The sequence below is a fragment of the Halorussus amylolyticus genome (genome assembly GCF_004143485.2).
Classification (GTDB): Archaea; Halobacteriota; Halobacteria; order Halobacteriales; family Haladaptataceae; genus Halorussus; species Halorussus amylolyticus.
The window spans coordinates 16,030-38,635 of sequence record NZ_RXOB02000049.1 but is presented as its reverse complement, the minus strand read 5'-3'; the positions used below and the strand labels follow the sequence as shown (position 1 = coordinate 38,635).

Here is a 22,606-nt window from a genome sequence, read left to right as displayed (position 1 = left end):
CCGAGGCAACGAGGCGTTCAGTCCGCGAGTACTAACTGGTCAATGCCACACACTCATGCACTGTATCCGCTTAAACGGATCCAGGCGCAAACTGGATTGCACACAATCATACGGTCGTTCGTCGAACTAACCGACGTTGGACAGTGTTCGCGGTTCGATTCCGCGAGTCGGCGTTAAGGCGGCCAGAGCGGCGGGGCACCACCCGTACCCATCCCGAACACGGAAGTTAAGCCCGCCTGCGTTCCGGACTGTTGAACCAACCGACGTTGGACAGTGTTCGCGGTTCGATTCCGCGAGTCGGCGTTAAGGCGGCCAGAGCGGCGGGGCACCACCCGTACCCATCCCGAACACGGAAGTTAAGCCCGCCTGCGTTCCGGCCAGTACTGGAGTGCGCGAGCCTCTGGAAACACCGGTTCGCCGCCTACCCATTCATACCACACCCCACACAGCACCGCGCTGTGTGGGGTTCGTTCATTTATTATTCGAGAGCCACTGCTATCGCACAGCCAGAGCTCTCGCTGTTCGCAGACTGCTTCCACACTGGACCGCTATATTTAAGCGCGGCGAGCGAGTAGCAGAAATCGCGCCAAGGTGGCAGAGTCCGGCCGAACGCAGCGGCCTGCAGAGCCGCCCATCGCCGGTTCAAATCCGGCCCTTGGCTTCATTTTCATTTCGTTGAGCGGCCGCAGTGCTCTCACTTCATTCGAGCACCGCGGCCGCCGCTCCTCGTAAAAATCTGCACCAAAAACACCCGCTCACTCGGTCGCTCCCTCGCTCGCGGTACAATCGCTGGTGCGCGAGCCTTCGGCTCGCTGTCGCACCGAAGCTACGGCTGTCGCGTTGCCAGCACCGGCATCTCGTCGATTCGCTCGTCGGAGAGGTCGTCCCAGAACACGCCTTCCGGACGGTCGTACTCGGTTTCGGTCCGAATCGTTCGGGTCGGCGTCGTTACGATGTCCATCGGAACGTCGTGGGCCTCGACTTCGACCGACGTCTCGACCACTTGTACGTTGTGAACTGTCGTGGTCACGGTAGTCGCGTCGTCCACGAGTCCCAACTCTCGGAGGACCGCGTATTCGAGGTCGCTGTAGCCCTCTCCTTTGCCGACTCGTGCGCCGTCGTCCGTGACTGCAACGCTCCCCGAGACCACGAGGTCGAGTCCGGGAACGTCGTCCGGCCCGACCTGCTGGGCGTACTCCTCGACGTGGGAGACCGTCGGCGCGCGGTCGCGGTCGTCGGCCGGAATCTCGGTCGGATCGAGTTCGTAGAACGGCTTCTCGTCGCGGAGCCGCGGCACCGCCATGTAGACGGTCTTGCCCGCGTCGAGCGCGCGCCGTCGGACCGGGAGCTGGGGCGCGTCGGGATTGGCTTTGACGACGTTCGCGTCTCGCCACTCCGGCGTTTCGGTGAGGCGCTCGGCGGCGTCTTCGGCTCCCGCGAAGTTCGGAATTCGGCCGTGAGGCGGAAAGGGAAATCGTGCGAGTCCGTCGGATTCGAGCCGGTCCCACACGCGCTCGCGCAGGTCTCGTTTGTCCATGTCGTATCGAGAGACTCGCAGCACCGAAAAAACCCCCTCCCGGAAACGCCCCGACCGCTCTCCGCCAAAAAGTAACCATTAAACGGAGCGCGTCCGTCGTTCCGAATATGCAACGACGCTCGGCGACGGTGTACGCCGTCCTCTTTCTCGTAGTCGCTGGTGGGGCGTACTCACTCATCGGGGCGGCCCAACAGCCCGACATCAGCGTTGACGGACAGAGCTACTCGGAGAATCAGACCCTGACTGTCAACGACCGCGAGTACACGGTCTCGTCCGTCGGCGACGGTGAGGGGACGCTGACGTGGACCAACGAGTCGGCCATCCGTTCGGCGACGTGGGAGAACAACTCCACGCTCGAAATGGAGGGGAACACGACGTTCCGCGTCTCCATCCCGAACGAGTCCGACCCCGACGACGTGACGCTCCGCCAGGAGTTCGAACTGGGTGACAACGTCTCGACGGTCACCGAGAACGAGACGAAGTACGTCGTCGTCGAGGACGGCGAGAACAGAACCCTCGTTCCGGTCGACGAGTACAAGAGCCAGCAGTTCGGCGAACCCGAGACTCGCGAGTACTCCGAGGGCGACGAGGTCGAGTACGAGGGTAATCAGACCACCATCAGCAACGTCACCACCGACGCCGCCACCCTGACGTGGAACGACCCGCGGACGAACGACGTGAGCCTCGCGGAGGGCGAGAACGCCACGCTCGGCCCGGAGGAGGACAACCGGACGTTCGTCCCGCACTTCCCGAGCGAGGGTGAACTCGTTCTCTCGACGCAGACTAACGAGTATCAGCAGCAACTCAACGCGCAGGCCGACTTCGACGAGCGAGTCCAGGGACTGTGGGGCATCATCATCCTCAGCATCGTCACGGTCATGCTGCTCATCGCCTTCGCGTTCCTGCCGAACAAGTAGAAGCAGTCCGTTACTTTTCCGTTACGCCTTCGCGAGCCACGCGAGTCCGGCACCGATTCCGACGGCCGCGATTGCGCCGAACGCCTGTCCGACGAGCAGGAGTGCCCCGCCCGACTTGTGCGCCCACGGCGTTCCGACGAGCGTCGCGATGCCGACGAGGACGAGCAGGACGCCGAATCCGATTCCGAGCGGTTCGAGCCGGTCCGTAGTTGCGGTTGCCATGACGGAGTGATTTCGTCGCGGTCGGTTAACTCTTTACGGGATAGTCCGTGCGTCGGTTCGACTCGCTGGCGTTCTCTGGCGGTTGGCTCACCGGCTGTTTTCTGGCGGCTGACCCACCAGCCGCTTTCCGGCGGCTGACTCACCGGCCGTTTCTCGATGACCCTGACACCGAGCGCGGCGGCCGCGGCCGCCGCGCTCGAACCGAAAAACAGAACGCTAGTTTCGCTTGCGGTCGCTGTCGAGGTCGATATCGGCCGCTTCGAGCAGGTGTTCGACCTCCTCGCGTTTCTCCTGATGGTCGGCGAGGAACTCTTTCATCAGTTGGGCGGCCTGCTCCTTGCAGTCGCCACAGAGTCTCTCGCCACCGACGCACTCGTCGTACACCCGCTTTGCGAACTCGTCGTCGTCGCCCGCGAGCAGGTAAGCGTAGAGTTCGTACACCGGGCACTCGTCGGCCCGGCCGCCGAGTTCGCGCTGGCGTTCGGCGGTCTCGCGGCCGCCCGTAGTCGCGGCCTTCACCTTGTCGTAGCCGTCCTCGGGGTCGTCGAGCAGGCTGATGTGGCTCGCTGGGACCGACGACGACATCTTTCCGCCGGTCAGTCCGGTCATGAACCGATGGTAGATGGACGAGGGCATCACGAAGCCGTAGCCGCCGTGGTCGAGTTCGACCTCGCGGGCCAACGACTCGGCTTCCTCCCGGGCGAGGTCGAACGAGTCGATGTGCTCGTCGAACACCCGCTTTTCGCCCTCGACCGCCCCGATGAGCGCCGAGAAGGCGTCGTCGGTCGCGTTTCGGTCGAGGAATCGCACGCGCGGACGGAGGGGTTCTTTCCCGGCCTCGCGGAGCTTTCGGACCGCGCTCGTGCGCGCGCTGTCGGCCGCGACCTCCTCTGTGAGCCAGTCGGCCGCGTCCTCGCACCGAACTGTTTCACCTTCGTCGGCGTCCTCCGAGAGCGCGGCGTACGCCGCCGCGAGGAGTTCGCGCTCTTCGGCGTCGGCTTCGAAGCTCGCGTACGCCTTCGTCACGCCGAAAAACTGGGTTCGGGCCGCGAGGTCGCGCGCGAGTCGGACGTGGGGGTCCTGGTCAGGGCCGACCGGGATGACCGTGGGTTTCGGCTCCTCCAACTGCGGGTAGAGGATGTCGGCCATCTGGGTCACGACGCTCTGCATGTGCGAGACGTTCGTCTCGCCCGAGAAGCCGTAGATGTTCTCCAACTCGGAGAAGTTGGCGTGCGCGCCGAGTTCGAACGCCAAGTCCTGCACTTTGCGGTCGTCGGACTGGCGGTAGAGGGTGCCCTCCTCGGGGTCGAACCCGAGCGCGAGCAGGCTGAGGAGGTAATCGCGGGCGTGGCCGTCGATTTCGTCCCACGTCATCCCGCGGGCGCTGTTGGCTTCGAGGTCGGCGATGAGCGCATAGGCGTCTGCGCCTCGCTCTTGATGCCAGATAATCTCGTCGAACACCAGCTTGTGACCGATGTGTGGGTCGCCGGTCGGCATGAATCCCGACAGCACGGCGAACGGGTCGTCGTTCCGCATCGCGTCGGCCACCTTTCGGTAGTCGCGGTGGCCGAAGATGACCCCCCGGCGCATCAGGTAGTGCGGGTCGGGGACTTCGGGTAGCACCTCGTCGAACTCCTCGATGCCGAACTCCTCGAACAGCTTTCGGTAGTCGGACACCGTCGCCGACCCCCACGGGTCGAGGGTCGTCTCGTCGCTCGCCGTCTCGTCACCGTCGCTCGCCGCCCCACCGTCGGCCCGAACCGGCGGCGAGTCGTCGAACTCGCGCCAGGTCTCGCCCGACGCGCTGCTGTGGTCGTCGGACGATACCTCGGTCTCGTGGCTGGGTTCGTCACCGTTCATAGCGGAATCGACTGGCGGCGAGCCAATCTACTGCAGTGTAGGTGCCCGTCGCCGCAAAAAGGGTTCGCTTCGCAACCGTACACGCCTCAGGGCGTCAGCCGACCGACCGAAATCCACGAGAGACCGTCGCCGTCCACCAGCGCGAAAATCATTCGCTTTCGCACGCCGTGAGCGAGTCGCACGTCGAGCGCGAGGTCGCGCGGCGAGAAGGCGTGGTCGGCAGGAAGCACCCGGACCAGACATTCCGAGTGACCGAGATTATCGACCGACTCCACGTCGGCGTAGGTCCGGAAGTCCGCGCCGAATTTGAACCCGGTCTTGGGGACGACCTCGCGCTCGCGGAGCGCCCGGTACACCCGGAGTCGGCGGTCGAACCGCTCGCCTTCGACTTTGCGGCCGCGAGCGACGACGCCCTCCGCCCCGGGTTCGACTGCGAGAACGCCTTCCTCGGCGAGGTACGCGGCCTCGACCAGCGAGAGCTGGAGCGCGGTCGGTCGGTCGCGCTTCGAGTCCTTGCCGTCGAGCGGTTGGCCGTAGAACCCCCGGAAGTGGAGCGATTCGGGCGGGTCCCACGCCAGCACGCGGTCGGCCAGCAGGTCGGCCGGGACGCCTTTCGGCGGGTCGATTCCGGACGTGCCCCGGAGGTCGGCGCGGTCGGTTTCGAGGTACGTGAGTTCGCTCTCCTCGTCCACCACCGCGAGCACCACGTCGCCGAGGTCGGCCGCGGGCACGTCCGCGCGCTCGCCCACGACCCGGACCCGATAGAGTTCCTCGTCGTCCCACGGTCCCTTCCCGCGCGGGTAGACCACGAAATCCGAGTCAGACCGGGGCGCGCTCACCCAGTCGGCGCGGTCGGGCGAGAGGTAGAATCCCCGGTCGCGCAGGTCGGCGTACACCAGAAACCGGGTGGCGATTTCGTCGCCCGCGTCCGCGAGGAACGCCCGGAAGTCCATGCCTTCGACCGCCTCGATGTCGCCGCGGAACAGCAGGTACGCGGCTTCGACCCGCGAGAGTGCGATTTCCTGCCCGCCGAGGGGCCGACCGTATCCGCTGGAGTCGTAGTAGCGCTGGCGGGCGTCGCCGCCGACCACCACCTCGCCGTCTCGCAGGCGTCCGTTCATGGTCGTGGTTCCGATTCGCGCCGTCAAATGACCTCCGGTGTTTCGGCGCAGTCGCCGTCGAGACACCGCGGTTCGTCGCCCGAATCGCTCGGAATCTCGGGCAAGCCACACGCACACTCGCCGACCACCTCGGCGTCGGGAAGTCGAAAGCTCCCCTCGCAGTCGGGATAGTTCTCACAGCCCAGAAACAGCGCGCGCTCGCGGAGGACCCGGAGGTCGCCGCCGCAGTCGGGACACGACCACTCGCGGTCGAAGCGCTCGCGGACCGCGGCGTCGAGGCTCTCGCAGGTGCGGTCGATACAGAGTTCGAATCGCGCGCCGCGCTCGACCGACATCTCCGGCAGGCCACAGTCGCACGTCGAATCGAGAATCGCGGCGTCGCGCGGCAAGCCGTGGTCTGTGTCGCAGTCGAGACACGTCACCGCGCCGCGGGCGCGAACGAGACGTCCGTCGCAGGTCGGACAGACGCCGACCGGAATCCCCGCCGCGGTCGCGTCGTGACGGGCGCGCTCGCCGCCGCCGTGGCTCTCGACCCGGAGCTGTTCGCCGTCCTTGACCGCGACGAGCGCGAACTTCCCCTCCGGTCCCTGCTCGCGGTGGACCGCGTTCGCGCGAGTGAGCCACGCGACCGGCTGATACCCGTTCGAGTCGTGGACGAGGACGGTGTCGTCGGGCTTGTGGACGACCACGACACGGCCGCGCTGGCGTCGCGGGTCGGCCTCGGAGTGGTAGGTCGTCGTGCAGTCTCCGGCGTAGATGTGGACGGTTTCGGTCACGGGCCGGGTTGGTCCCGTCTTCGGATTTAAATGCTCGGGTACTCCCCCGGCCGTTTTCGGTCTCAGTCCGTCGCCCCGACGTTTCCACCCAACGGAACCACGAGGATTCGAATCGAGTCGGTCACGCTCGGATAGCTGAAGCCGTCCTCGACGGCGTCGATGGGACGAACCGCGGCGTCCTCGTCCGAGCCGGTGTCGGGTTCGGACTGGCGCGGGGCCTGATTCTCGCCGACGCCGGGCGCTTCGTTCTCCTCGGTGCCAGCGTCCCAGAGCTGGACTTGGTCGGTCACGCCGCCCGAAATCGGCTCGCCGTCGCGAAATAAGGGAATGCCCGACGGTCCCGGCGCGAAGAACAGGTCGTTCGACGGCACGAACATCGTGGCGAACGAGAGCGATTCGCCGGGCGCGGCCGCCACCTCGAAGCCGTAGGCGTCGCCGGGGCCAATCGGTCCGGCGTCTCCGCCCTCGACCGCCGTGTCGAAGACGCCGCTGGCCGAGACGCCCGACGCGCCCGCCAGCGAGTCGCCGAGTTCGGTGGGGTCGCCGTCCTCCGCGAGGGCTTCGAGTTCCTCGCTCGCCGACTCGTCGGGCGCGAACAGCGGCCCGGACTCGGTGTGGGTCGCGTACGCGCCCGGCGACAGCACGACCGGCTGAGGGTCGCCCTCGTCGGGCTGGATCGCGTCCTGCTCGGAGACGTTTACGATTCGAACGGAGAACGTGGTCCGCTCACCGTCCGCGGCGGTCGTCTGCTCGTCGGCCTCCGCGGTCGTCGCGCCCTCTTCCGTGGTCGTCTCGCTTCCCTCGGTCGTGGTTTCGCCCTCCTCGGTGGTGGTCTCCTGCGCGTGAGCGACGCCCGCAACCGTCAGCGCGGTGCCCGCGACTCCGGCGAGGACGGTCCTGCGAGTCGTCTCGAATCTGTCTGTCATCGTCCCGAGAACGCCGAATCGAGAGATAAACCGCGCCCGTCGTTCACGCCGGAACGTCGGCAGTTCGGCTCGGTAACGTCGATTCGGTCCGGGAAAGCCGCGATTTCGCTCCCGAACGAATCCGTCTCGACCTGCTCGACGCGCTCGCGCGTCGAGCAGGTCGAGCGACACGAACGCCTATTTCGGTCGCGCCCGTCGGTCGAGGCGTGCAATCGAACGCAGTCCTGTTCGACATGGACGGAGTCGTCGTGAACTCCGAGCGCTACTGGGTCGAAATCGAGGAGAACGAAATCTATCCCGCGGTAGTCGCGGGCGAGGTCTCGGCCGACGAGACCACCGGGATGAACTTCCGGGAAATATACGACTACCTCGAAGAACGCCACGAGATGACCGCCGACAAGGAGGCGTTCGTCGAACGCTACGAGGAGGCCGCCCGCGAACTCTACGGCGAGAGAGTCGAACTGATGGACGGCTTCCGCGAACTCGCCGCCGACCTCCACGAGGACGGCCGCCGAATCGGCTTGGTCTCGTCGTCGCCCCACGATTGGATAGCCCGCGTGCTCGACCGGTTCGCGATTCGAGCCGCGTTCGACCACGTCGTCAGTGCCGAGGAAATCGACGGCGACGGCAAGCCCGAACCCGACGTGTACGAGTACGCCGCCGAGAAAATCGGTGTCGCGCCAGAGGACTGTGTTGCTGTCGAGGACTCGGAGAACGGCGTCGAGTCGGCGAAACGGGCGGGGATGACAGTAGTGGGGTATCGGAATCAGTCGGATTCGGTGTTGGACTTGTCGGCAGCTGACGTGGTCGTGGAGTCGCCCGAGGAACTGCGAGAAGTACTGTTCGAATCGTAAGTCGAATCTCCATCACGTGTCTCGGGCTTCGAACCCGGTGTTTCGGGTGTACGTGTTTCGGCTATGTGTTCGGGTGTACTTTCGAGCAGACTAGCTACCTCTTGAGCCAATGAAGACCGCACCGCTTCCGCACCGCACCTCGTACCTCCCCAGCCTCCTGCGGTCCTCAGTCGTCGCTTCGCTCCTCCCTTCGGTCCTCGTCCACCGGCGGACAAACCGCATCCGCCGGGCCTTCGTTCGCTCCGCTCACGAAGACCTCGCGCGCGTTGCTCGCGCGCGCCGGAGTAGTGCAGTCGTCTACAGCACGCCGACCCCCAAAACCGAGTCGCACGGATGGGTCGTTCCGATAGAGAAACGCATTTCCCGTCGCCGCCCCCTCAGACGAACGATGGAAGTCGCCGAGGTCGTTCCCGAGTTCGCCGAGGCGTTCCCGTTCGACCAGTTCAACCGGATGCAACGCGAGGTCCTGCCCGCGCTCCTCGACACCGAGGAGAACGTGGTGGCGAGCGCGCCGACCGCCAGCGGCAAGACCGCGCTGGCGGAGTTGGCAATCTGCCGGACGCTGGAGGCGGGCGGCACCGCGCTGTTCGTCGCGCCGATGCGCGCGCTCACCAACGAGAAGGAGAGCGAGTGGGAGCGATTCGAGGAGTTGGGCTACTCGGTGTACGTCGTCACGGGCGAGCGCGACCTGAACCCCCGGCGGGCCGAGCGCGCAGACATCCTCGTGATGACGCCCGAGAAGACCGACTCGGCGACCCGAAAGCACGACTCGCGGCGCTACTCGTTCATCCGGGACATCGACTGCTGTGTCATCGACGAGGTCCACCTCCTCGACTCCGACAAGCGCGGGAGCGTCCTCGAAGTCACGATTTCGCGGCTCCGGCGGCTCTGTGACCCGCGAATCGTCGCGCTCTCGGCCACGATGCCGAACGTCGAGGACGTAGCGGCGTGGCTCGACGCCCCGCCGGAGACCACGTTCGCGTTCGGCGACGACTACCGCCCGGTGGACCTCCACTCGGGCGTCGAGACGTACACTCACGGCGACAACTCCTTCGCCGACAAGTACCGGCGGCTCTACCGCGCGCTCGACCTCGCCGAACCCCACATCCGCGACGGCGGCCAGTCGCTCGTGTTCGTCTCCTCGCGTCAAGACACCGTGCAGGCCGCCAAGAAAGCCCGCGACGAAATCGCCGAGCGCGACATTCCGGTCGGGTCGCGCGGCGACTACGATTTCCACACCGACACCACCGACCTCCAGAACGAGACGCTCCGGAAGTCGGTCCTCGACGGCGTGGCGTTCCACCACGCGGGCCTCTCGAAGAACGACAAGGACCTCGTGGAGGAGTGGTTCAAGCAGGGCAAGATTCAGCTCCTGTTTTCGACCTCGACCTTGGCGTGGGGGGTGAACCTCCCCGCGAGATGCGTCGTCCTCCGGGACACGAAGGTCCACGACCCGCTCGAAGGCGAGGTCGATATGAGTCCGCTCGACGTCCTCCAGATGCTCGGGCGGGCGGGCCGACCCGAGTACGACGACGTGGGCTACGGGTGGGTCGTCGCCGACAACGCGGAGGCCGACAAGTACCGACGACTCCTCCGAGAGGGCAAGGAAATCGAGTCCCGACTCGCCGACGACTTGGACGCCCACCTCAACGCCGAAATCTCGATGGGAACCATCCGGGACCTCGGCGACGTGATGGACTGGCTCGAAACCACGTTCTACTACGTCCGGGCGCGCAACAACCCCGACGACTACGATTTCGAGAGCCTGCGCGACAGAGTTCGGACCGCACTCGAACGACTCGAAGCCCGCGGCTTCGTTGACATCGGCGACGACCTCGGTGTGTCGGGCACGCCGCTCGGCCGCCTCGCTTCGAAGTTCTACCTCAGACTCGAAACCGCGGTGGAGTTTCACGACCTCGCCCAATCGGAGGACATCGAGACGGGCGACGTGCTTCGAACCGTCGCCACCGCCGCGGAGTTCGACAGCGTGAGCGCCCGCCAGTCCGAACGCGAGGCGGTCAACTCCGTCCTCGTCGGGCAGGAGGCGGGCGACCTCGACCCCGGCGCGCGGAAGGTGCTCGCCATCCTCCGGTCGTCGATGACGGGCACGACGCCCGGCGAACTCCGGAGCGACGCGTGGGTCATCACCACGAACGGTCTCCGACTGCTCGCGGCGCTCCGGGCGTTCCTCGAACGGTTCGACCGCCCGCGCGCGGCCAACCTCGCGCGCCGGACCGAGGCCCGAATCGACCACGGCATCAGCGGCGACGCGGTCGGACTCACCGCCATCGACGGCGTGGGGTCGGGTCGCGCGAGCAAACTCGCAACGGAAGGAATCGCTACGCCCGCGGACGTGCGCGAGGCGGGTGTCGAGGGTCTCGAAGACGCCGGACTCTCGGAAGGCGTGGCCGAGCGCGTCCTCGAAAGCGCCCGCGACCTCCCCCGAATCTCGGTCGAGTGGGGGGCGTTCCCCGACTCGATTTCCCGCGGCGAGAACGACATGCGCGAGGTGACGGTTCGGAACGCGGCGGCCGGAACGCAGGCCGGAGTTCGCGTGACGGTCAACGGCGTCGAGATGACCGCGACCTCGACGTACCTCGACGGGGAGACGACCGTCCCGGTCGGCGTGTTCGGCGGCACCGACGACGAGATGGAGTACACGGTCGAAGTGACGTTTCCTGACCTCCCCCTGCTTCCGGTCCGCGAGTCGCGAACCGTTCTGGTGGACTGACCGACGAGGCCTCAGTCCGCGGTCGCGGCGGCCTTTTCGGCGGCCCGTTTCAACATCCCGTTGTTGGTGGTGTGGTAGTAGTAGAGTCCGGCACCGACCGCGGCCACGACGTTCGAGACGGTGACCGCCCAGAAGACGGCGTGGACGCCGTAGTCGAGCCAGTACGCGCCGACCACCGCGATGGGGAGCCTGACCGCCCAGTACTTCAGGAGGCCCGCCATCATGCTGACCTTGGTCCGGCGCGCGCCGTTGAATCCGGCGCTGAACATGTACATTGCGCCGATACCCCAGTAGCCGAGGACGAGAATCCGGAGGTAATCGACCGCGAGTTCGAAGCCGCGCGGCGAGATGTCGGGGACGAAGACGTTGACGAGCAGTTCCGGGACGAACCACTGGACGACGCCGACGAGCGTGAGACCGACCGCCGCGATTGCCACGCCGACCCACGTCGTCCGGCGCGCGCGCTCGGGCTTGTTCGCGCCGAGGTTCTGGCCGACGATGCTCTGGGCCGCCCCTGAGAGGCCCTGCGCTGGGATGAACGCGACGGCGGCGATTCGCGCACCGACCGTGTAGGCCGCGACTCCGGCCGCGCCGCCAACCGCCGAGACGAGCGCGACGATGACGACCCGAACCGACTGGCTGGCGACCTGCTGGCCGCCTCGGGGGAGCCCGATGTCGAGGATTTCGCGGTACTCCGCGGTATCGAAGTCGATGCTCTCGCGGGTCAGGGTGTAGCCGTCGCGACCCCGGAGGTACATCGTCAGCGCGAGGGAGAACCCGGCGGTGTAACCGATTGCGGTCGCGAGCGCCGCGCCTTCGACCTCCATTCGGGGGAACGGCCCGTAGCCGAGGATGAGGAAGGGGTCAAGTCCGATGTTGACGACGACCGCGGTGACGTTGACGTACATCGCGGCCCGCGAGTCGCCCCACCCGACGAACCCGCCTTCGAGCGCGTCGCTCATCGTCATGAACGGGAACGCGAGCATGTACGTCGCGAGGTAGGTGGCCGCGAGCGGGACGACCTCGGATTCGGTCAACACGAGGCTAACGATGGTGTCGGCACCGACTACCACTATCGCACCGACGACAGTACCCACGACGAGCGCGAGCGTCAGGCCGTGGAACGCCGCGCGACGTGCGCCATCGAGGTCGTCAGCGCCGACGCGCTGGGAGACGAGGACCTGCGTTCCGGTCAGCAGGACGATGATGGCGCTCGAAACGAGCGCGACGATTGGGAAGTTCCCGCCGACCGCCGCGACCGCGTTTTCACCGAGGCGTCCGACCCAGAACGTGTCCACGACGTTCTGGACTACCTGCACGAGATTTTGGACTACGAGCGGGGCCGCCAAAATCAACAACGCGCGCGTGAGCGAGCCGTCGGTTATTTCCTCACGGGACACGTCCAGCATTGTTTAATCTCCGGAGATACTGGTAAAATCCCACGTGTATTTATAGATTTTTCGAAATGTGTTGGCGTTCTCATGGGTGAGACCACCACGGTTCGCTCGATGTCGGGAGAGGAGCATATATCCGTCCCACGACCGTACAGGGTCGCATGCTCGGAGCAGAACGACGTGCCGTCGCGATGCGCGCACCCGACCTCGCCACCCTCACGCCCGGCCGGACCGGGAATCTGAGCGTCCGCCGGGGCGATGGCTTCGCCGTCACACCGACCGGGGTCGCCTACGACCGCATCGACGCCGAGGACGTACCGGTGGTCTCGCTCGCGGGCGAGCGGGTCGCGGGCGACACCGCGCCGTCGAGCGAGACGCCGATGCACACCGCTGTGTATCGGGAGTTCGAACCCGGTGCCATCGTCCACACCCACTCGCCGTGGTCCTCGACGCTCGCAATTTTACAGGAGCCGATTCCGCCGGTCCACTACATGCTCGCGCTGGCGGGCACGACCGTCCCGGTCGCCGACTACGCGACCTACGGCACCGAGGCGCTCGCCGAAAACGCGGTCGAGGCGATGGAAGCCGCCGACGCGACCGCCTGCCTGCTCGCCAACCACGGCCTGCTGGTCACGGGCGACGACATCGACGCCGCGCTCGAAACCGCGCTCAACGTCGAGTACACCGCCCGAATCTACTGTCAGGCCAAGGCGCTGGGCGACCCGGTGGAACTGAGCGCAGAGGAGATGGCCGCAGTCGCGGAGAAGTTCGAGAGCTACGGGCAGGAAGACGACACTTAGGAATCCGTGTTGTCGGTCGTGTTCTCTCGCTCGCGGGTCGCGGTGTCGGCCCGCGTCACTTCGCTTCGGGTGGCGTCGTCCCGGCGGCGCTCGCGGGTCGCGCGCCTGCTCGCCCGGCCCATCTTCGAGGCGGTGTAGAGCAGGTAGATTCCCGAGAGGCCGACGAGGACGTAGATGATGTTCTCGATGGTCCGGGCGGGTCCGGTCCGGAAGATGGGTTCGAGCGCGAGTTCGACGACGTTCACGGGGTCGCCCAGCAGACCGGTCAGGCCGAGGATGCCCCACGCTACCGCGCCGAAGACCGCGAGGAGAATCGCGACCCAATCGAGACCGTTGGTGTTCATGGTCGGGGGTAGGTACCGGGCGTGCTTTGTTATTGGTCGCTTAGATTTCTGGAAGCGCGGGGTACCTCGGTTTCGGTTCGTTTCGCTCGGTTGTGGTGACTTGGGAAGGTTTTGGGTCGTTTGTTCGTCTTCGGTAACGGGAGCGGGACAGTCTAGTAAAAAATCCACCTCTCGACCGGACGGCCGTGTTCCGAGTGGTGGATAGCCTCGACTGAATCAGCTAGCTACTCCTTGAGCCTAGGGAAGACCGCACCGCGACAGCACCGCACCTCGTCCTCCCCAGCCTCCTGTGTTGCTCGGCCTCCGCGTTGCTCCGGCCTGTGCTACTCGTCCCTCGCGCGCGTTGCTCGCGCGCGCCGAATCGACTAAAGCAGGAGTTCACGCGTTCGAACCTCGTGTCCACCTTCGAATACCGTATCCTTTTGACGACCCGACCCGAACACTCGCCCAATGAGTCGCCGCCGGAAACCCGACTGGCTGAAGATGCGGCCGCCCGCCGGGCAGGAGTTCACGGGCATCAAACAGACGCTTCGGGACCACGACCTCCACACCGTCTGCGAGGAGGCCAACTGTCCGAATTTGGGCGAGTGTTGGTCCGGCCGGAACTCGGATTCTGGCGGCACGGCGACGTTCATGCTGTTGGGCGACCAGTGTACCCGAAACTGCGGCTTCTGCGACGTGGACACGGGCGGCGGTCAGCCCCTCGACCCCGACGAACCCGCGAACGTGGCGAGCGCGGTGGCCGAAATCGGCTTGGATTACGTGGTGCTCACGTCGGTCGATAGGGACGACTTGGAGGGCCAAGGCGCGGCCCACTTCGCGCAGACGATTCGGGAAATCAAGGAGCGCGACCCCTCGATTCTCGTGGAAGTGCTGATTCCGGACTTTCAGGGCGATGCGGACCTGATTCGGAAGATTATCGAGGCCGAACCCGACGTGCTGGCCCACAACGTCGAGACCGTCGAGCGCCTCCAACAGCCAGTGCGCGACCCCCGTGCTGGCTACGAGCAGAGCATCCGAGTCCTCGAACAGGCCGACCGCGAATCAGACGTCTACACCAAGACCTCCATCATGCTCGGTGTCGGCGAGTACGACCACGAGGTGTACCAGACCCTTTCGGACCTCCGGGAGGCCGACGTGGACATCGTGACCCTCGGCCAGTATCTCCAGCCGTCGCGCGACCACCTCGACGTGGACTCGTACGTCCACCCCTCGAAGTTCGAGACGTGGCGGCAGGTCGCCGAGGACGAACTCGACTTCCTCTACTGTGCGAGCGGGCCGATGGTCCGGTCGTCGTACAAGGCCGGAGAGCTGTTCGTGGACGCCGTGATTCGGGACGGGAAGTCGGTCGAGCAGGCGAGGCGCGAGGCTCGGAGAGCCTCGGTTTGAGCGAGCGGTGAAACCGCGAGCAGGGATGCGCGACGGGCCTCGGTCTGAGCGAGTCGCGAAATCGAGTTCTACGAGCCACCCTCCGACGACCCGTATCGGTTCCCGCAATTTTTGCCGTTCGTCCAGCTGCCCCCCGCGAACTGCAACGACTGACGGACAAACGTCTACTACGAGCCGAGAAAATTTTGAAAAGCAGGTGTTTCCTCGCCACAATTCGGTATTCCTGTGACGATGTAGCACGAGAACCGTACCTATGGAAAGTTAGTTACGAAAACCCTATAATGCGCGCCGATGATTTATCGAATATGTCAGGATGGGTTCGACCGTGAGCGTCATACACCACGACCCCGACGAGCAGGTACGGGTGCTGGACGAGGACGGCAACGTAGTCGAGGGCGCGGAAGTCCCCGACATCTCCGAGTCGGAGATGGTGGAGATGTACCGCGAGATGCGACTGGCCCGCCACTTCGACGAGCGCGCGGTCAGCCTCCAGCGACAGGGCCGGATGGGAACCTACCCGCCGCTGTCCGGACAGGAGGGTGCCCAAATCGGGAGCGCTCACGCGCTCGCCGAGGACGACTGGGTGTTCCCGAGCTATCGCGAACACGGCGCGGCGCTCGTCCGCGGCGTGTCGCTCGAACAGACCTTGCTGTACTGGATGGGCCACGAGCGGGGCAACGCCATCCCCGAGGGCGTCAATCTGTTCACCGTCGCGGTTCCCATCGCGACTCAGATTCCCCACGCGACCGGTATGTCCTGGGGGTCGAAGCTCAAGGGCGACGAGAAGGCGTTCCTCTGCTACTTCGGCGACGGCGCGACCAGCGAGGGAGACTTCCACGAGGGACTGAACTTCGCGGGCGTGTTCGACGCCCCCGCGGTGTTCTTCTGCAACAACAATCAGTGGGCGATTTCGGTCCCGCGCGAGAGCCAGACCGCGAGCGAGACCATCGCGCAGAAGGCCCAAGCGTACGGCTTCGAGGGCGTGCAGGTGGACGGCATGGACCCTCTCGCGGTGTATCAGGTCACGAAGGACGCCGTAGAGAAGGCGAAGAACCCCGGCGAAGACGAGCGCCGACCCACGCTCATCGAAGCGGTCCAGTACCGCTTCGGTGCCCACACCACCGCCGACGACCCCTCGGTGTACCGCGACGACGAGGAGGTCGAGCGCTGGAAGCAGAAGGACCCGATTCCGCGCCTCGAATCGTTCCTGCGCGACCGCGGCGCGCTCGACGACGAGCGGGTCGAAGCCATCAAACAGGAGAACAAACAGCAAGTCGCAGACGCCATCGACGCGGCCGAGGCGGTCTCCCGACCCGAACCCGAGGAGATGTTCGCGCACGTCTACGAAGGCATGCCGAAACGGTTGCAGGAACAACTCGAATGGTTTGACCGGATTCGGGAGGACTATGGCGACGAGGCACTTTTGGAGGACTAAGACATGAGTCAGGCCGAGACCACCCAAGAAACCGAGAACCTCACGCTGGTGCAGGCGGTCCGCGATGGACTGTACACCGAGATGCAACAGGACGACGACGTACTCGTGATGGGCGAGGACGTTGGCAAGAACGGCGGCGTGTTCCGCGCCACCGAGGGCCTCTACGACGAGTTCGGAGAGGACCGCGTCATCGACACCCCGCTCGCCGAGTCGGGAATCATCGGAACCGCCATCGGGATGGCGGCCTACGGGCTGAAGCCCGTTCCGGAGATTCAGTTCATGGGGTTCATCTACCCCGCGTTCGACCAAATCGTGAGCCACGCCGCGCGCCTCCGCACCCGGAGTCGCGGGCGGTTCACCTGCCCGATGGTCATCCGCGCGCCCTACGGCGGCGGCATCCGCGCGCCCGAACACCACTCCGAGTCCACCGAGGCGTTCTTCGCCCACCAACCCGGACTCAAGGTGGTCATCCCGAGCACGCCCTACGACACCAAGGGCCTGCTTACGAGCGCGATTCGGGACCCCGACCCCGTGATGTTCCTCGAACCGAAGCTCATCTACCGGGCGTTCCGGGGCGACGTGCCGACCGAATCCTACGAGGTGCCCATCGGCGAGGCCGCGGTTCGGAAGGAAGGCGCTGACATCTCGGTGTTCACGTGGGGCGCGATGACCCGCCCGACGATGGAGGCCGCAGAGCAGCTAGAGGGCGAAATCGACGTGGAGGTCGTGGACCTCCGGACGGTCTCGCCGCTCGACGAGGACACCATCGTCGAATCGTTCAAGAAGACGGGTCGCGCGGCGGTCGTTCACGAAGCGCCCAAATCGGGCGGCCTCGGCGGCGAAATCGCGTCCATCATCCAGGAGGAGGCGCTCCTCTATCAGGAAGCGCCCGTCGAGCGCATCACCGGCTTCGACACGCCGTTCCCGCTGTACGCCATCGAGGACTACTACCTGCCCGAACCGGCTCGTATCAAGGAAGGCATCCGCGACGCGGTGGGCTTCTAACATGGTTCGAGAGTTCAAACTCCCCGACGTGGGCGAAGGCGTCAGCGAGGGCGAAATCGTCGGCTGGCTGGTCGAGGAGGGCGACGAGGTCTCCGAGGACCAGGCAGTCGCCGAGGTCGAGACCGACAAGGCCATCGTGGAGGTCCCCTCGCCCGTGGACGGCACGGTCCGGGAGATTCTGGCAGAGGCGGGCGAGGTCGTCCCCGTCGGCAACGTCATCATCACGTTCAACGTCGAGGGAGAGGAGGACGAACCCGCGGAAGCCGAACCGGCCGATTCCGAGGCTTCGGAAGCCTCAGACGACGAAGCCGAACCGGCAGACGCCGAGGAGACTTCGACCGGCGAGGGCCGGGTGTTCGCCGCGCCGAGCGCGCGCCGACTCGCCCGCGAACTCGGCGTCGATATCGCGGCGGTCGAGGGGAGCGGCCCGAGCGGTCGCGTGACCGAGCAGGACGTCCAAGCCGCCGCCGAATCCGGCGACGAGGGCGGCCAAGAGACGCCCGCGGCCGAACAGGAGTCGGAGTTCGAACCCGCCGAACTGACCGAACCAGAGGACGGTTCGGGCAGTTCGGGCGGTCCCGCGCCGTCCGCAGCGTCGTCGGCCGACCGCGACAAGACGCTGGCCGCGCCAGCGACCCGGCGTATCGCCGACGAGCAGGGCGTGGACCTGAACGCCGTGCCCGCGACCGAACAGCGCGACGGCGAGGCGTTCGTCACGCCCGAAGCCGTGATGGAGTACGCCGAAGCACAGCAGGCCGCCCAACAGGCCGACGCGGCCGGTGTGGCGGGTGCGAGCGCGGGCGAACGGGTCGAGCGCATCCCCTACCGGGGCGTCAGGAAGACCATCGGCGATGCGATGTCGAACTCGAAATTCACGGCACCGCACGTCACCCACCAGGACACCGCGGTCGTGGACTCGCTGGTCGAGACCCGCGAGCGACTCAAGCCGAAGGGCGAGGAGCGGGGCATCCGCCTCACCTACATGCCGTTCGTCATGAAGGCGGTCGTGGCCGCGCTCAAACAGCACCCCAAACTCAACGCCGAGTTGGACGAGGAGGCGGGCGAAATCCTCCGCAAGAACTTCTACCACATCGGCATCGCGACCGCGACCGACGCCGGACTGATGGTGCCGGTCGTGGACGACGTGGACGGGAAGGGCCTGCTCCAGATTTCGAGCGAGGTCAACGAACTCGTTCAGAAGGCTCGGGACCGCTCCATCTCGATGGAGGAGCTACAGGGCTCGACGTTCACCGTCACTAACTTCGGCGCAATCGGCGGCGAGTACGCCACCCCGATTCTGAACTACCCCGAGGCCGCAATCCTGGGCATCGGCGAACTCAAACAGCGCCCGGTCGTCGAGGACGGCGAGGTCGTCGCGCGGTACACGCTCCCGATTTCGCTCTCCATCGACCACCGCATCGTGGACGGCGCGGACGCCGCGTCGTTCGCCAACACGTTCATGGAGTACGTCGAGAATCCCGAACTCCTGCTGCTGGAGTAGCTTTCGAGAACTCTTTTTCGAGCATCGCGATTCGGGAGCACTTGGCGTCGGTCCAGCGCCGACCCGTCGCGAGCCTTTCCGGTTGCAGCGAGTGACCGCGTTGCACAGTCTGCCCGGGAGTCAGTCGCTGTCGGAACGGCACCAGATAGCTATCTCATCCTCGGTGTGGTAGCTTCCATTCTCCTTGGCAACACGACACTTGCTGTCGAACGTTCGCAACCGTTCACGAGGGGGGAGGAAACCAATGACCACAGCACCAACGGACTACGACGCGGAGATAGAGCGACTAGAGGGCACGCTTCGAGGCGAACTGATACGCCCCGACGACCCGACGTTCGACGAGGCGCGCACGATTTACAACGCCATGATAGACAAGCGCCCGGACGCAATCGTCACGTGCGCGAGCGTGGCGGACGTGATAGCAGCCGTGGATTTCGGCCGCGAACACGACCTCGATACCGCAATCCGGAGCGGCGGTCACAACGGTCCCGGCCTGTCGCTGGTGGACGAGGGAATGGTCATCGACCTTTCGGAGATGACGAGCGTCCGAGTCGACCCGGACGCGAGGACCGCGCGCGTCGAACCCGGGTGCACTTGGGGCGACGTGGACCACGCCACCCAAGCCTTCGGACTGGCGACGGTCAGCGGGGTCATCTCCACGACCGGCGTCGGGGGACTGACCCTCGGCGGGGGACACGGCTATCTGACCCGCAAGCACGGGCTGACCATCGACAATCTGCTGAGCGCGGACATCGTGTTGGCTGACGGCCGACTACTCCACGCGAGCGAAGACGAGCATCCCGACCTGTTCTGGGCGCTTCGCGGCGGTGGCGGCAACTTCGGCGTCGTCACCTCGTTCGAGTTCGAGCTGCATCCGGTCGAAACGGTCGTCGCCGGGCCGATGTTCTGGCGTATCGAGGACCTCGAAGCCATCATGCGCTGGTACCGCGAGTGGCTCCCGCAGGCACCCGAGGACGTGTACGCGTTCTACATGACCGCCGAGGTGCCGGGCGACCCGTTCCCCGAGGCGTTGCACGGCGAGAACGTCTGCGGACTGATGTGGTGCTATCTCGGCCCGGAGGACCGAATCGAGGAGGTGGTCCAACCCGCCCGAAACGTCGCCGACCCGGTGTTCGAACACATCGAGGCGATGCCCTACTCGGCGCTCCAAATCATGTTCGACGACCTCTATCCGCCGGGCGACCAGTGGTACTGGAAGGGCGACTTCGTGCGTGACCTGAGCGACGACGCCATCGCGGAGCACCGACGCTTCGCCGAAGTGCCGACTCCCAAGTCGTCGATGCATCTCTATCCCATCGACGGTGCCGTCCACCGCGTCGGTCCGGACGAGACGGCGTGGAACTACCGCGACGCCAACTGGTCGATGGTCATCGTCGGCGTGGACCCGGACCCGGCCAACCGCGAGAAACTCACGGACTGGACCCGAAACTACTGGCAGGCGGTCCACGACCACTCGGAGGACGGCGCGTACGTCAACTTCATGATGGAAGAGGGTCAGGACCGGATTCGAGCCACGTACGGTGACAACTACGACCGATTGCAGGAAATCAAGGCGAAGTACGACCCAGACAACTTCTTCCACGTGAATCAGAACGTCGAGCCAGCCCCGTAGGTCGCGCCGAGACGGCCGAACCACCGTCTCGATAGAGCGGACCTCGACCCATCGGACTGAGAAACTGATATACTGCACCCCCGATACTGGCAAATATGGCCGAAGTCACACTCCGGGAGGTCGAGGCCGCGCGCGACCGCTTCGACGACGCGGTGGTCCAGCGGACCGCCATCGAGCGGAGTCGGTCGCTGAGCGAGGTGGTCGGTGCGGAGGTCCACCTCAAGATGGAACACCTCCAGCGCACCGGGTCGTTCAAGACCCGCGGCGCGTCGAACAAGATTCGGCAGGTCGCAGAACGCGGCGAGGCGTCGCGCGTCGTGGCCGCGAGCGCGGGCAACCACGCGCAGGGAGTCGCACTTGCGGCGACCAACGCCGGAATCGACTCGACCATCGTGATGCCCGAGAACGCGCCCCAGGCCAAGGTCGATGCCACCCGCGAGTACGGCGCGACCGTGGAACTCCGGGGCGAGGACTTCCAAGCCGCGATGGCGTACGCCGAGTCGCTGACCGAGGACGACGACACCGCGTTCGTCCACGCCTACGACGACCCCGCCATCGTCGCGGGGCAGGGCACCATCGGACTCGAAATCCACGAGCAGATGCCAGAGGCGGACACCGTCGTCGTCCCCATCGGCGGCGGCGGATTGATTGGCGGCGTGAGCGCCGCGCTGGCCGAACTCGACCCCGAGATTCGAGTTGTCGGCGTGCAGGCCGAGCGGGCCGCCACGGTCCCCGAGAGTCTGGACAAGGGCATCCCCGCCTCCGTCGAGTCGCCCAAGACCATCGCCGACGGCATCGCCACGGGCGGCATCTCGGAACTGACGCTCGACCTCATCGAAGCCCACGTGGACGAAATCGTGACCGTCACCGACGACGAAATCGCGCGGGCCGAACTCCTCCTGCTCGAACGCGCCAAGCAGTTGGTGGAGGCCGCCGGAGCCTCCTCGGTCGCCGCGCTCCTCTCCGACGACGTGGACGTGACGGGCGAAACCGTCGTTCCGATTCTGTCCGGGGGCAACATCGACATCTCGCTCCTTCAGACCGTCCTCACGCAGGCGCTGACCGAGCGAAGTCAGCTCGTTCGGCTCCGGGTCCGCATCGAGGACCAACCGGGCGAGATGACGAAGCTCTCGGGAATCATCGCCGACACGGACGCGAACATCCGGACGGTGCGCCACGAGCGCGCCGTGGACGACCTCCGAGTCGGGGAGGCCTACCTCGTCTTTCAGGTCGTCACGAGCGGAACCGGGCACGCCGAGAACATCATCCAAAAGGTCAGAGACGCGGGCTACGGGGTCGAGCGCGTGGCGTGAGTATCATCCGAACCACCGGGTAACGGCGGTGTCACCCGGCGACACCGGTGTCCGCGAGCGCTTATATCTTCAGCGCGACAAGCGAATGTCGAGAGGCGACTGCTCGGCGGTCGCATCCGATGCGACCGCCGAGCAGTCGTTCGCGAGACACATGTCACAGGACAAAGCAGCCTACGCCGACGACGTATCGTACGACGAATCGCTCGACGAACTTCCGACCGACGACGAACTCGACGAGACTGTCTCGAACCTCGAATCTCGGGGCTTCGAAGTCGTGGTGGCCGACACCGCCGAGGACGCGCTCGCCGAACTCAAGTCCCGGATTCCCGCGGGCGCGTCGGTGATGAACGGCCACTCGACCACGCTCGAAGAGGTCGGATTCGCCGACTACCTGATGGAGGGCGACCACGACTGGGAGAACCTCCACGCCGAGGTGTTCGACATCGACGACGACGCCGAGCGCGCGCGAGCGCGCCGCGAGGCCCAGACCGCCGAGTACTTCCTCGGTGGCGTGAACGCGGTTGCCCAATCGGGCGAACTCGTCGCCGCCGACGCCTCCGGAAGTCGAGTCGGCGCGTACCCGTTCGCGGCCGAGAATCTTCTGCTCGTCACCGGGGCCAACAAGGTCGTCGCCGACCTCGACGCCGCGCTCGACCGACTGGAGAACGTCGCGTACCCGCTCGAAGACGCCCGCGCACAGGAGGCGTACGGCGTCGGAAGCGCGATTGCGAAGCAGCTTATCTATCGGTACGAGAACGATGAGGGCCGGACGACCGTGGTTCTCGTCCGCGAACAGCTCGGTTACTGACCCGACCGCTACGTTTTCCGAACCGAAGCGTACCATCGAT

19 protein-coding genes, 1 tRNA gene and 2 rRNA genes are annotated in these 22,606 nt (G+C 65.8%); 14 read left to right on the top strand and 8 right to left on the bottom strand.

Annotation, left to right across the window (positions count from 1 at the left end):
- The first annotated feature begins 174 nt into the window (after positions 1 to 174).
- The 3 genes from rrf (EKH81_RS18985) to EKH81_RS18975 all read left to right on the top strand — a co-directional run bounded on the left by rrf (EKH81_RS18985) (position 175) and on the right by EKH81_RS18975 (position 661).
- Positions 175 to 272, top strand: a 5S ribosomal RNA gene (gene rrf / locus EKH81_RS18985).
- Between the two features lie 32 nt (positions 273 to 304).
- Positions 305 to 426: ribosomal RNA gene (gene rrf, locus EKH81_RS18980) — 5S ribosomal RNA — on the top strand.
- A gap of 159 nt (positions 427 to 585) precedes the next feature.
- A tRNA-Cys gene (locus EKH81_RS18975) sits at positions 586 to 661 on the top strand.
- Positions 662 to 826: 165 nt separating this feature from the next.
- Here EKH81_RS18975 and EKH81_RS18970 read toward each other — a convergent pair.
- Positions 827 to 1,537: a 5-formyltetrahydrofolate cyclo-ligase gene (locus tag EKH81_RS18970; protein WP_132058893.1), complete on the bottom strand. Its 711-nt coding sequence runs from the start codon at positions 1,535 to 1,537 to the stop codon at positions 827 to 829.
- Between the two features lie 107 nt (positions 1,538 to 1,644).
- On the opposite strand from EKH81_RS18970, the gene EKH81_RS18965 reads away from it, so the two are divergent.
- Positions 1,645 to 2,454 (top strand): COG1361 family protein, encoded by an 810-nt coding sequence (locus tag EKH81_RS18965; RefSeq protein WP_132058894.1) that lies wholly within the window; start codon positions 1,645 to 1,647, stop codon positions 2,452 to 2,454.
- A 21-nt stretch (positions 2,455 to 2,475) separates the two neighbouring features.
- Here EKH81_RS18965 and EKH81_RS18960 read toward each other — a convergent pair whose 3' ends face one another.
- The 5 genes from EKH81_RS18960 to EKH81_RS18940 all read right to left on the bottom strand — a co-directional run bounded on the left by EKH81_RS18960 (position 2,476) and on the right by EKH81_RS18940 (position 7,359).
- The gene (locus EKH81_RS18960; RefSeq protein WP_132058895.1) at positions 2,476 to 2,676 is read right to left on the bottom strand and encodes a DUF8123 family protein; all 201 of its coding nucleotides are present in this window, start codon (positions 2,674 to 2,676) and stop codon (positions 2,476 to 2,478) included.
- 216 nt (positions 2,677 to 2,892) lie between these two features.
- Positions 2,893 to 4,536, bottom strand: coding sequence for a tryptophan--tRNA ligase (locus EKH81_RS18955; protein ID WP_132058896.1), 1,644 nt, complete (start codon positions 4,534 to 4,536; stop codon positions 2,893 to 2,895).
- A gap of 86 nt (positions 4,537 to 4,622) precedes the next feature.
- Entirely contained in the window at positions 4,623 to 5,657 is a 1,035-nt protein-coding gene (gene endA, locus EKH81_RS18950; protein WP_132058897.1) for a tRNA-intron lyase, read from the bottom strand.
- Between the two features lie 23 nt (positions 5,658 to 5,680).
- Positions 5,681 to 6,433, bottom strand: coding sequence for a topoisomerase DNA-binding C4 zinc finger domain-containing protein (locus tag EKH81_RS18945; protein ID WP_132058898.1), 753 nt, complete (start codon positions 6,431 to 6,433; stop codon positions 5,681 to 5,683).
- Positions 6,434 to 6,495: 62 nt separating this feature from the next.
- Positions 6,496 to 7,359: a spondin domain-containing protein gene (locus EKH81_RS18940; protein WP_132058899.1), complete on the bottom strand. Its 864-nt coding sequence runs from the start codon at positions 7,357 to 7,359 to the stop codon at positions 6,496 to 6,498.
- A 206-nt stretch (positions 7,360 to 7,565) separates the two neighbouring features.
- Here EKH81_RS18940 and EKH81_RS18935 point away from each other — a divergent pair, with 206 nt between their 5' ends.
- Together EKH81_RS18935 and EKH81_RS18930 are read left to right on the top strand one after the other, a co-directional pair.
- Complete coding sequence (locus EKH81_RS18935; protein ID WP_202935222.1) at positions 7,566 to 8,213, top strand: HAD family hydrolase; 648 nt, start codon at positions 7,566 to 7,568, stop codon at positions 8,211 to 8,213.
- Between the two features lie 388 nt (positions 8,214 to 8,601).
- On the top strand, positions 8,602 to 10,944 hold the full coding sequence (locus EKH81_RS18930) for a DEAD/DEAH box helicase (RefSeq protein ID WP_132058900.1): 2,343 nt from the start codon (positions 8,602 to 8,604) through the stop codon (positions 10,942 to 10,944).
- Between the two features lie 11 nt (positions 10,945 to 10,955).
- On the opposite strand, the gene EKH81_RS18925 is transcribed toward EKH81_RS18930, so the two are convergent.
- Positions 10,956 to 12,353, bottom strand: coding sequence for an MATE family efflux transporter (locus tag EKH81_RS18925; protein WP_132058901.1), 1,398 nt, complete (start codon positions 12,351 to 12,353; stop codon positions 10,956 to 10,958).
- Positions 12,354 to 12,499: 146 nt separating this feature from the next.
- Here EKH81_RS18925 and EKH81_RS18920 point away from each other — a divergent pair, with 146 nt between their 5' ends.
- Positions 12,500 to 13,138, top strand: a complete 639-nt coding sequence (locus EKH81_RS18920) for a ribulose-1-phosphate aldolase (protein WP_132058902.1) — start codon at positions 12,500 to 12,502, stop codon at positions 13,136 to 13,138.
- Here the strand turns inward: EKH81_RS18920 and EKH81_RS18915 are convergent.
- The gene (locus EKH81_RS18915) at positions 13,135 to 13,482 is read right to left on the bottom strand and encodes a DUF378 domain-containing protein (protein ID WP_132058903.1); all 348 of its coding nucleotides are present in this window, start codon (positions 13,480 to 13,482) and stop codon (positions 13,135 to 13,137) included. The genes EKH81_RS18920 and EKH81_RS18915 overlap by 4 nt on opposite strands.
- A 450-nt stretch (positions 13,483 to 13,932) precedes the next feature.
- Here EKH81_RS18915 and lipA point away from each other — a divergent pair, with 450 nt between their 5' ends.
- From lipA to EKH81_RS18880, 7 genes are all read left to right on the top strand, one after another.
- The gene (gene lipA / locus EKH81_RS18910) at positions 13,933 to 14,871 is read left to right on the top strand and encodes a lipoyl synthase (protein ID WP_132058904.1); all 939 of its coding nucleotides are present in this window, start codon (positions 13,933 to 13,935) and stop codon (positions 14,869 to 14,871) included.
- Positions 14,872 to 15,196: 325 nt separating this feature from the next.
- A complete protein-coding gene (pdhA, locus tag EKH81_RS18905; protein ID WP_132058905.1) occupies positions 15,197 to 16,306 on the top strand; it encodes a pyruvate dehydrogenase (acetyl-transferring) E1 component subunit alpha in 1,110 nt (369 codons plus the stop codon).
- Between the two features lie 3 nt (positions 16,307 to 16,309).
- Positions 16,310 to 17,311, top strand: a complete 1,002-nt coding sequence (locus EKH81_RS18900) for an alpha-ketoacid dehydrogenase subunit beta (RefSeq protein WP_132058906.1) — start codon at positions 16,310 to 16,312, stop codon at positions 17,309 to 17,311.
- A 1-nt stretch (position 17,312) separates the two neighbouring features.
- Positions 17,313 to 18,812, top strand: coding sequence for a dihydrolipoamide acetyltransferase family protein (locus EKH81_RS18895; RefSeq protein WP_132058907.1), 1,500 nt, complete (start codon positions 17,313 to 17,315; stop codon positions 18,810 to 18,812).
- 244 nt (positions 18,813 to 19,056) lie between these two features.
- Complete coding sequence (locus EKH81_RS18890) at positions 19,057 to 20,445, top strand: FAD-binding oxidoreductase (RefSeq protein ID WP_132058908.1); 1,389 nt, start codon at positions 19,057 to 19,059, stop codon at positions 20,443 to 20,445.
- Positions 20,446 to 20,540: 95 nt separating this feature from the next.
- Positions 20,541 to 21,758, top strand: coding sequence for a threonine ammonia-lyase (ilvA, locus tag EKH81_RS18885; RefSeq protein WP_132058909.1), 1,218 nt, complete (start codon positions 20,541 to 20,543; stop codon positions 21,756 to 21,758).
- 151 nt (positions 21,759 to 21,909) lie between these two features.
- Positions 21,910 to 22,566: a lactate utilization protein gene (locus EKH81_RS18880; protein ID WP_132059176.1), complete on the top strand. Its 657-nt coding sequence runs from the start codon at positions 21,910 to 21,912 to the stop codon at positions 22,564 to 22,566.
- The last annotated feature ends 40 nt before the right edge of the window (positions 22,567 to 22,606 follow it).

Coding starts and splice junctions, on each gene's coding strand:
- EKH81_RS18970 (WP_132058893.1), bottom strand. CDS start 1,537: ATGGACAAACGAGACCTGCGCGAGCGCGTGTGGGACCGGCTCGAATCC.
- EKH81_RS18965 (WP_132058894.1), top strand. CDS start 1,645: ATGCAACGACGCTCGGCGACGGTGTACGCCGTCCTCTTTCTCGTAGTC.
- EKH81_RS18960 (WP_132058895.1), bottom strand. CDS start 2,676: ATGGCAACCGCAACTACGGACCGGCTCGAACCGCTCGGAATCGGATTC.
- EKH81_RS18955 (WP_132058896.1), bottom strand. CDS start 4,536: ATGAACGGTGACGAACCCAGCCACGAGACCGAGGTATCGTCCGACGAC.
- endA (WP_132058897.1), bottom strand. CDS start 5,657: ATGAACGGACGCCTGCGAGACGGCGAGGTGGTGGTCGGCGGCGACGCC.
- EKH81_RS18940 (WP_132058899.1), bottom strand. CDS start 7,359: ATGACAGACAGATTCGAGACGACTCGCAGGACCGTCCTCGCCGGAGTC.
- EKH81_RS18930 (WP_132058900.1), top strand. CDS start 8,602: ATGGAAGTCGCCGAGGTCGTTCCCGAGTTCGCCGAGGCGTTCCCGTTC.
- EKH81_RS18925 (WP_132058901.1), bottom strand. CDS start 12,353: ATGCTGGACGTGTCCCGTGAGGAAATAACCGACGGCTCGCTCACGCGC.
- EKH81_RS18920 (WP_132058902.1), top strand. CDS start 12,500: ATGCTCGGAGCAGAACGACGTGCCGTCGCGATGCGCGCACCCGACCTC.
- EKH81_RS18915 (WP_132058903.1), bottom strand. CDS start 13,482: ATGAACACCAACGGTCTCGATTGGGTCGCGATTCTCCTCGCGGTCTTC.
- lipA (WP_132058904.1), top strand. CDS start 13,933: ATGAGTCGCCGCCGGAAACCCGACTGGCTGAAGATGCGGCCGCCCGCC.
- EKH81_RS18900 (WP_132058906.1), top strand. CDS start 16,310: ATGAGTCAGGCCGAGACCACCCAAGAAACCGAGAACCTCACGCTGGTG.
- EKH81_RS18895 (WP_132058907.1), top strand. CDS start 17,313: ATGGTTCGAGAGTTCAAACTCCCCGACGTGGGCGAAGGCGTCAGCGAG.
- EKH81_RS18890 (WP_132058908.1), top strand. CDS start 19,057: ATGACCACAGCACCAACGGACTACGACGCGGAGATAGAGCGACTAGAG.
- ilvA (WP_132058909.1), top strand. CDS start 20,541: ATGGCCGAAGTCACACTCCGGGAGGTCGAGGCCGCGCGCGACCGCTTC.
- EKH81_RS18880 (WP_132059176.1), top strand. CDS start 21,910: ATGTCACAGGACAAAGCAGCCTACGCCGACGACGTATCGTACGACGAA.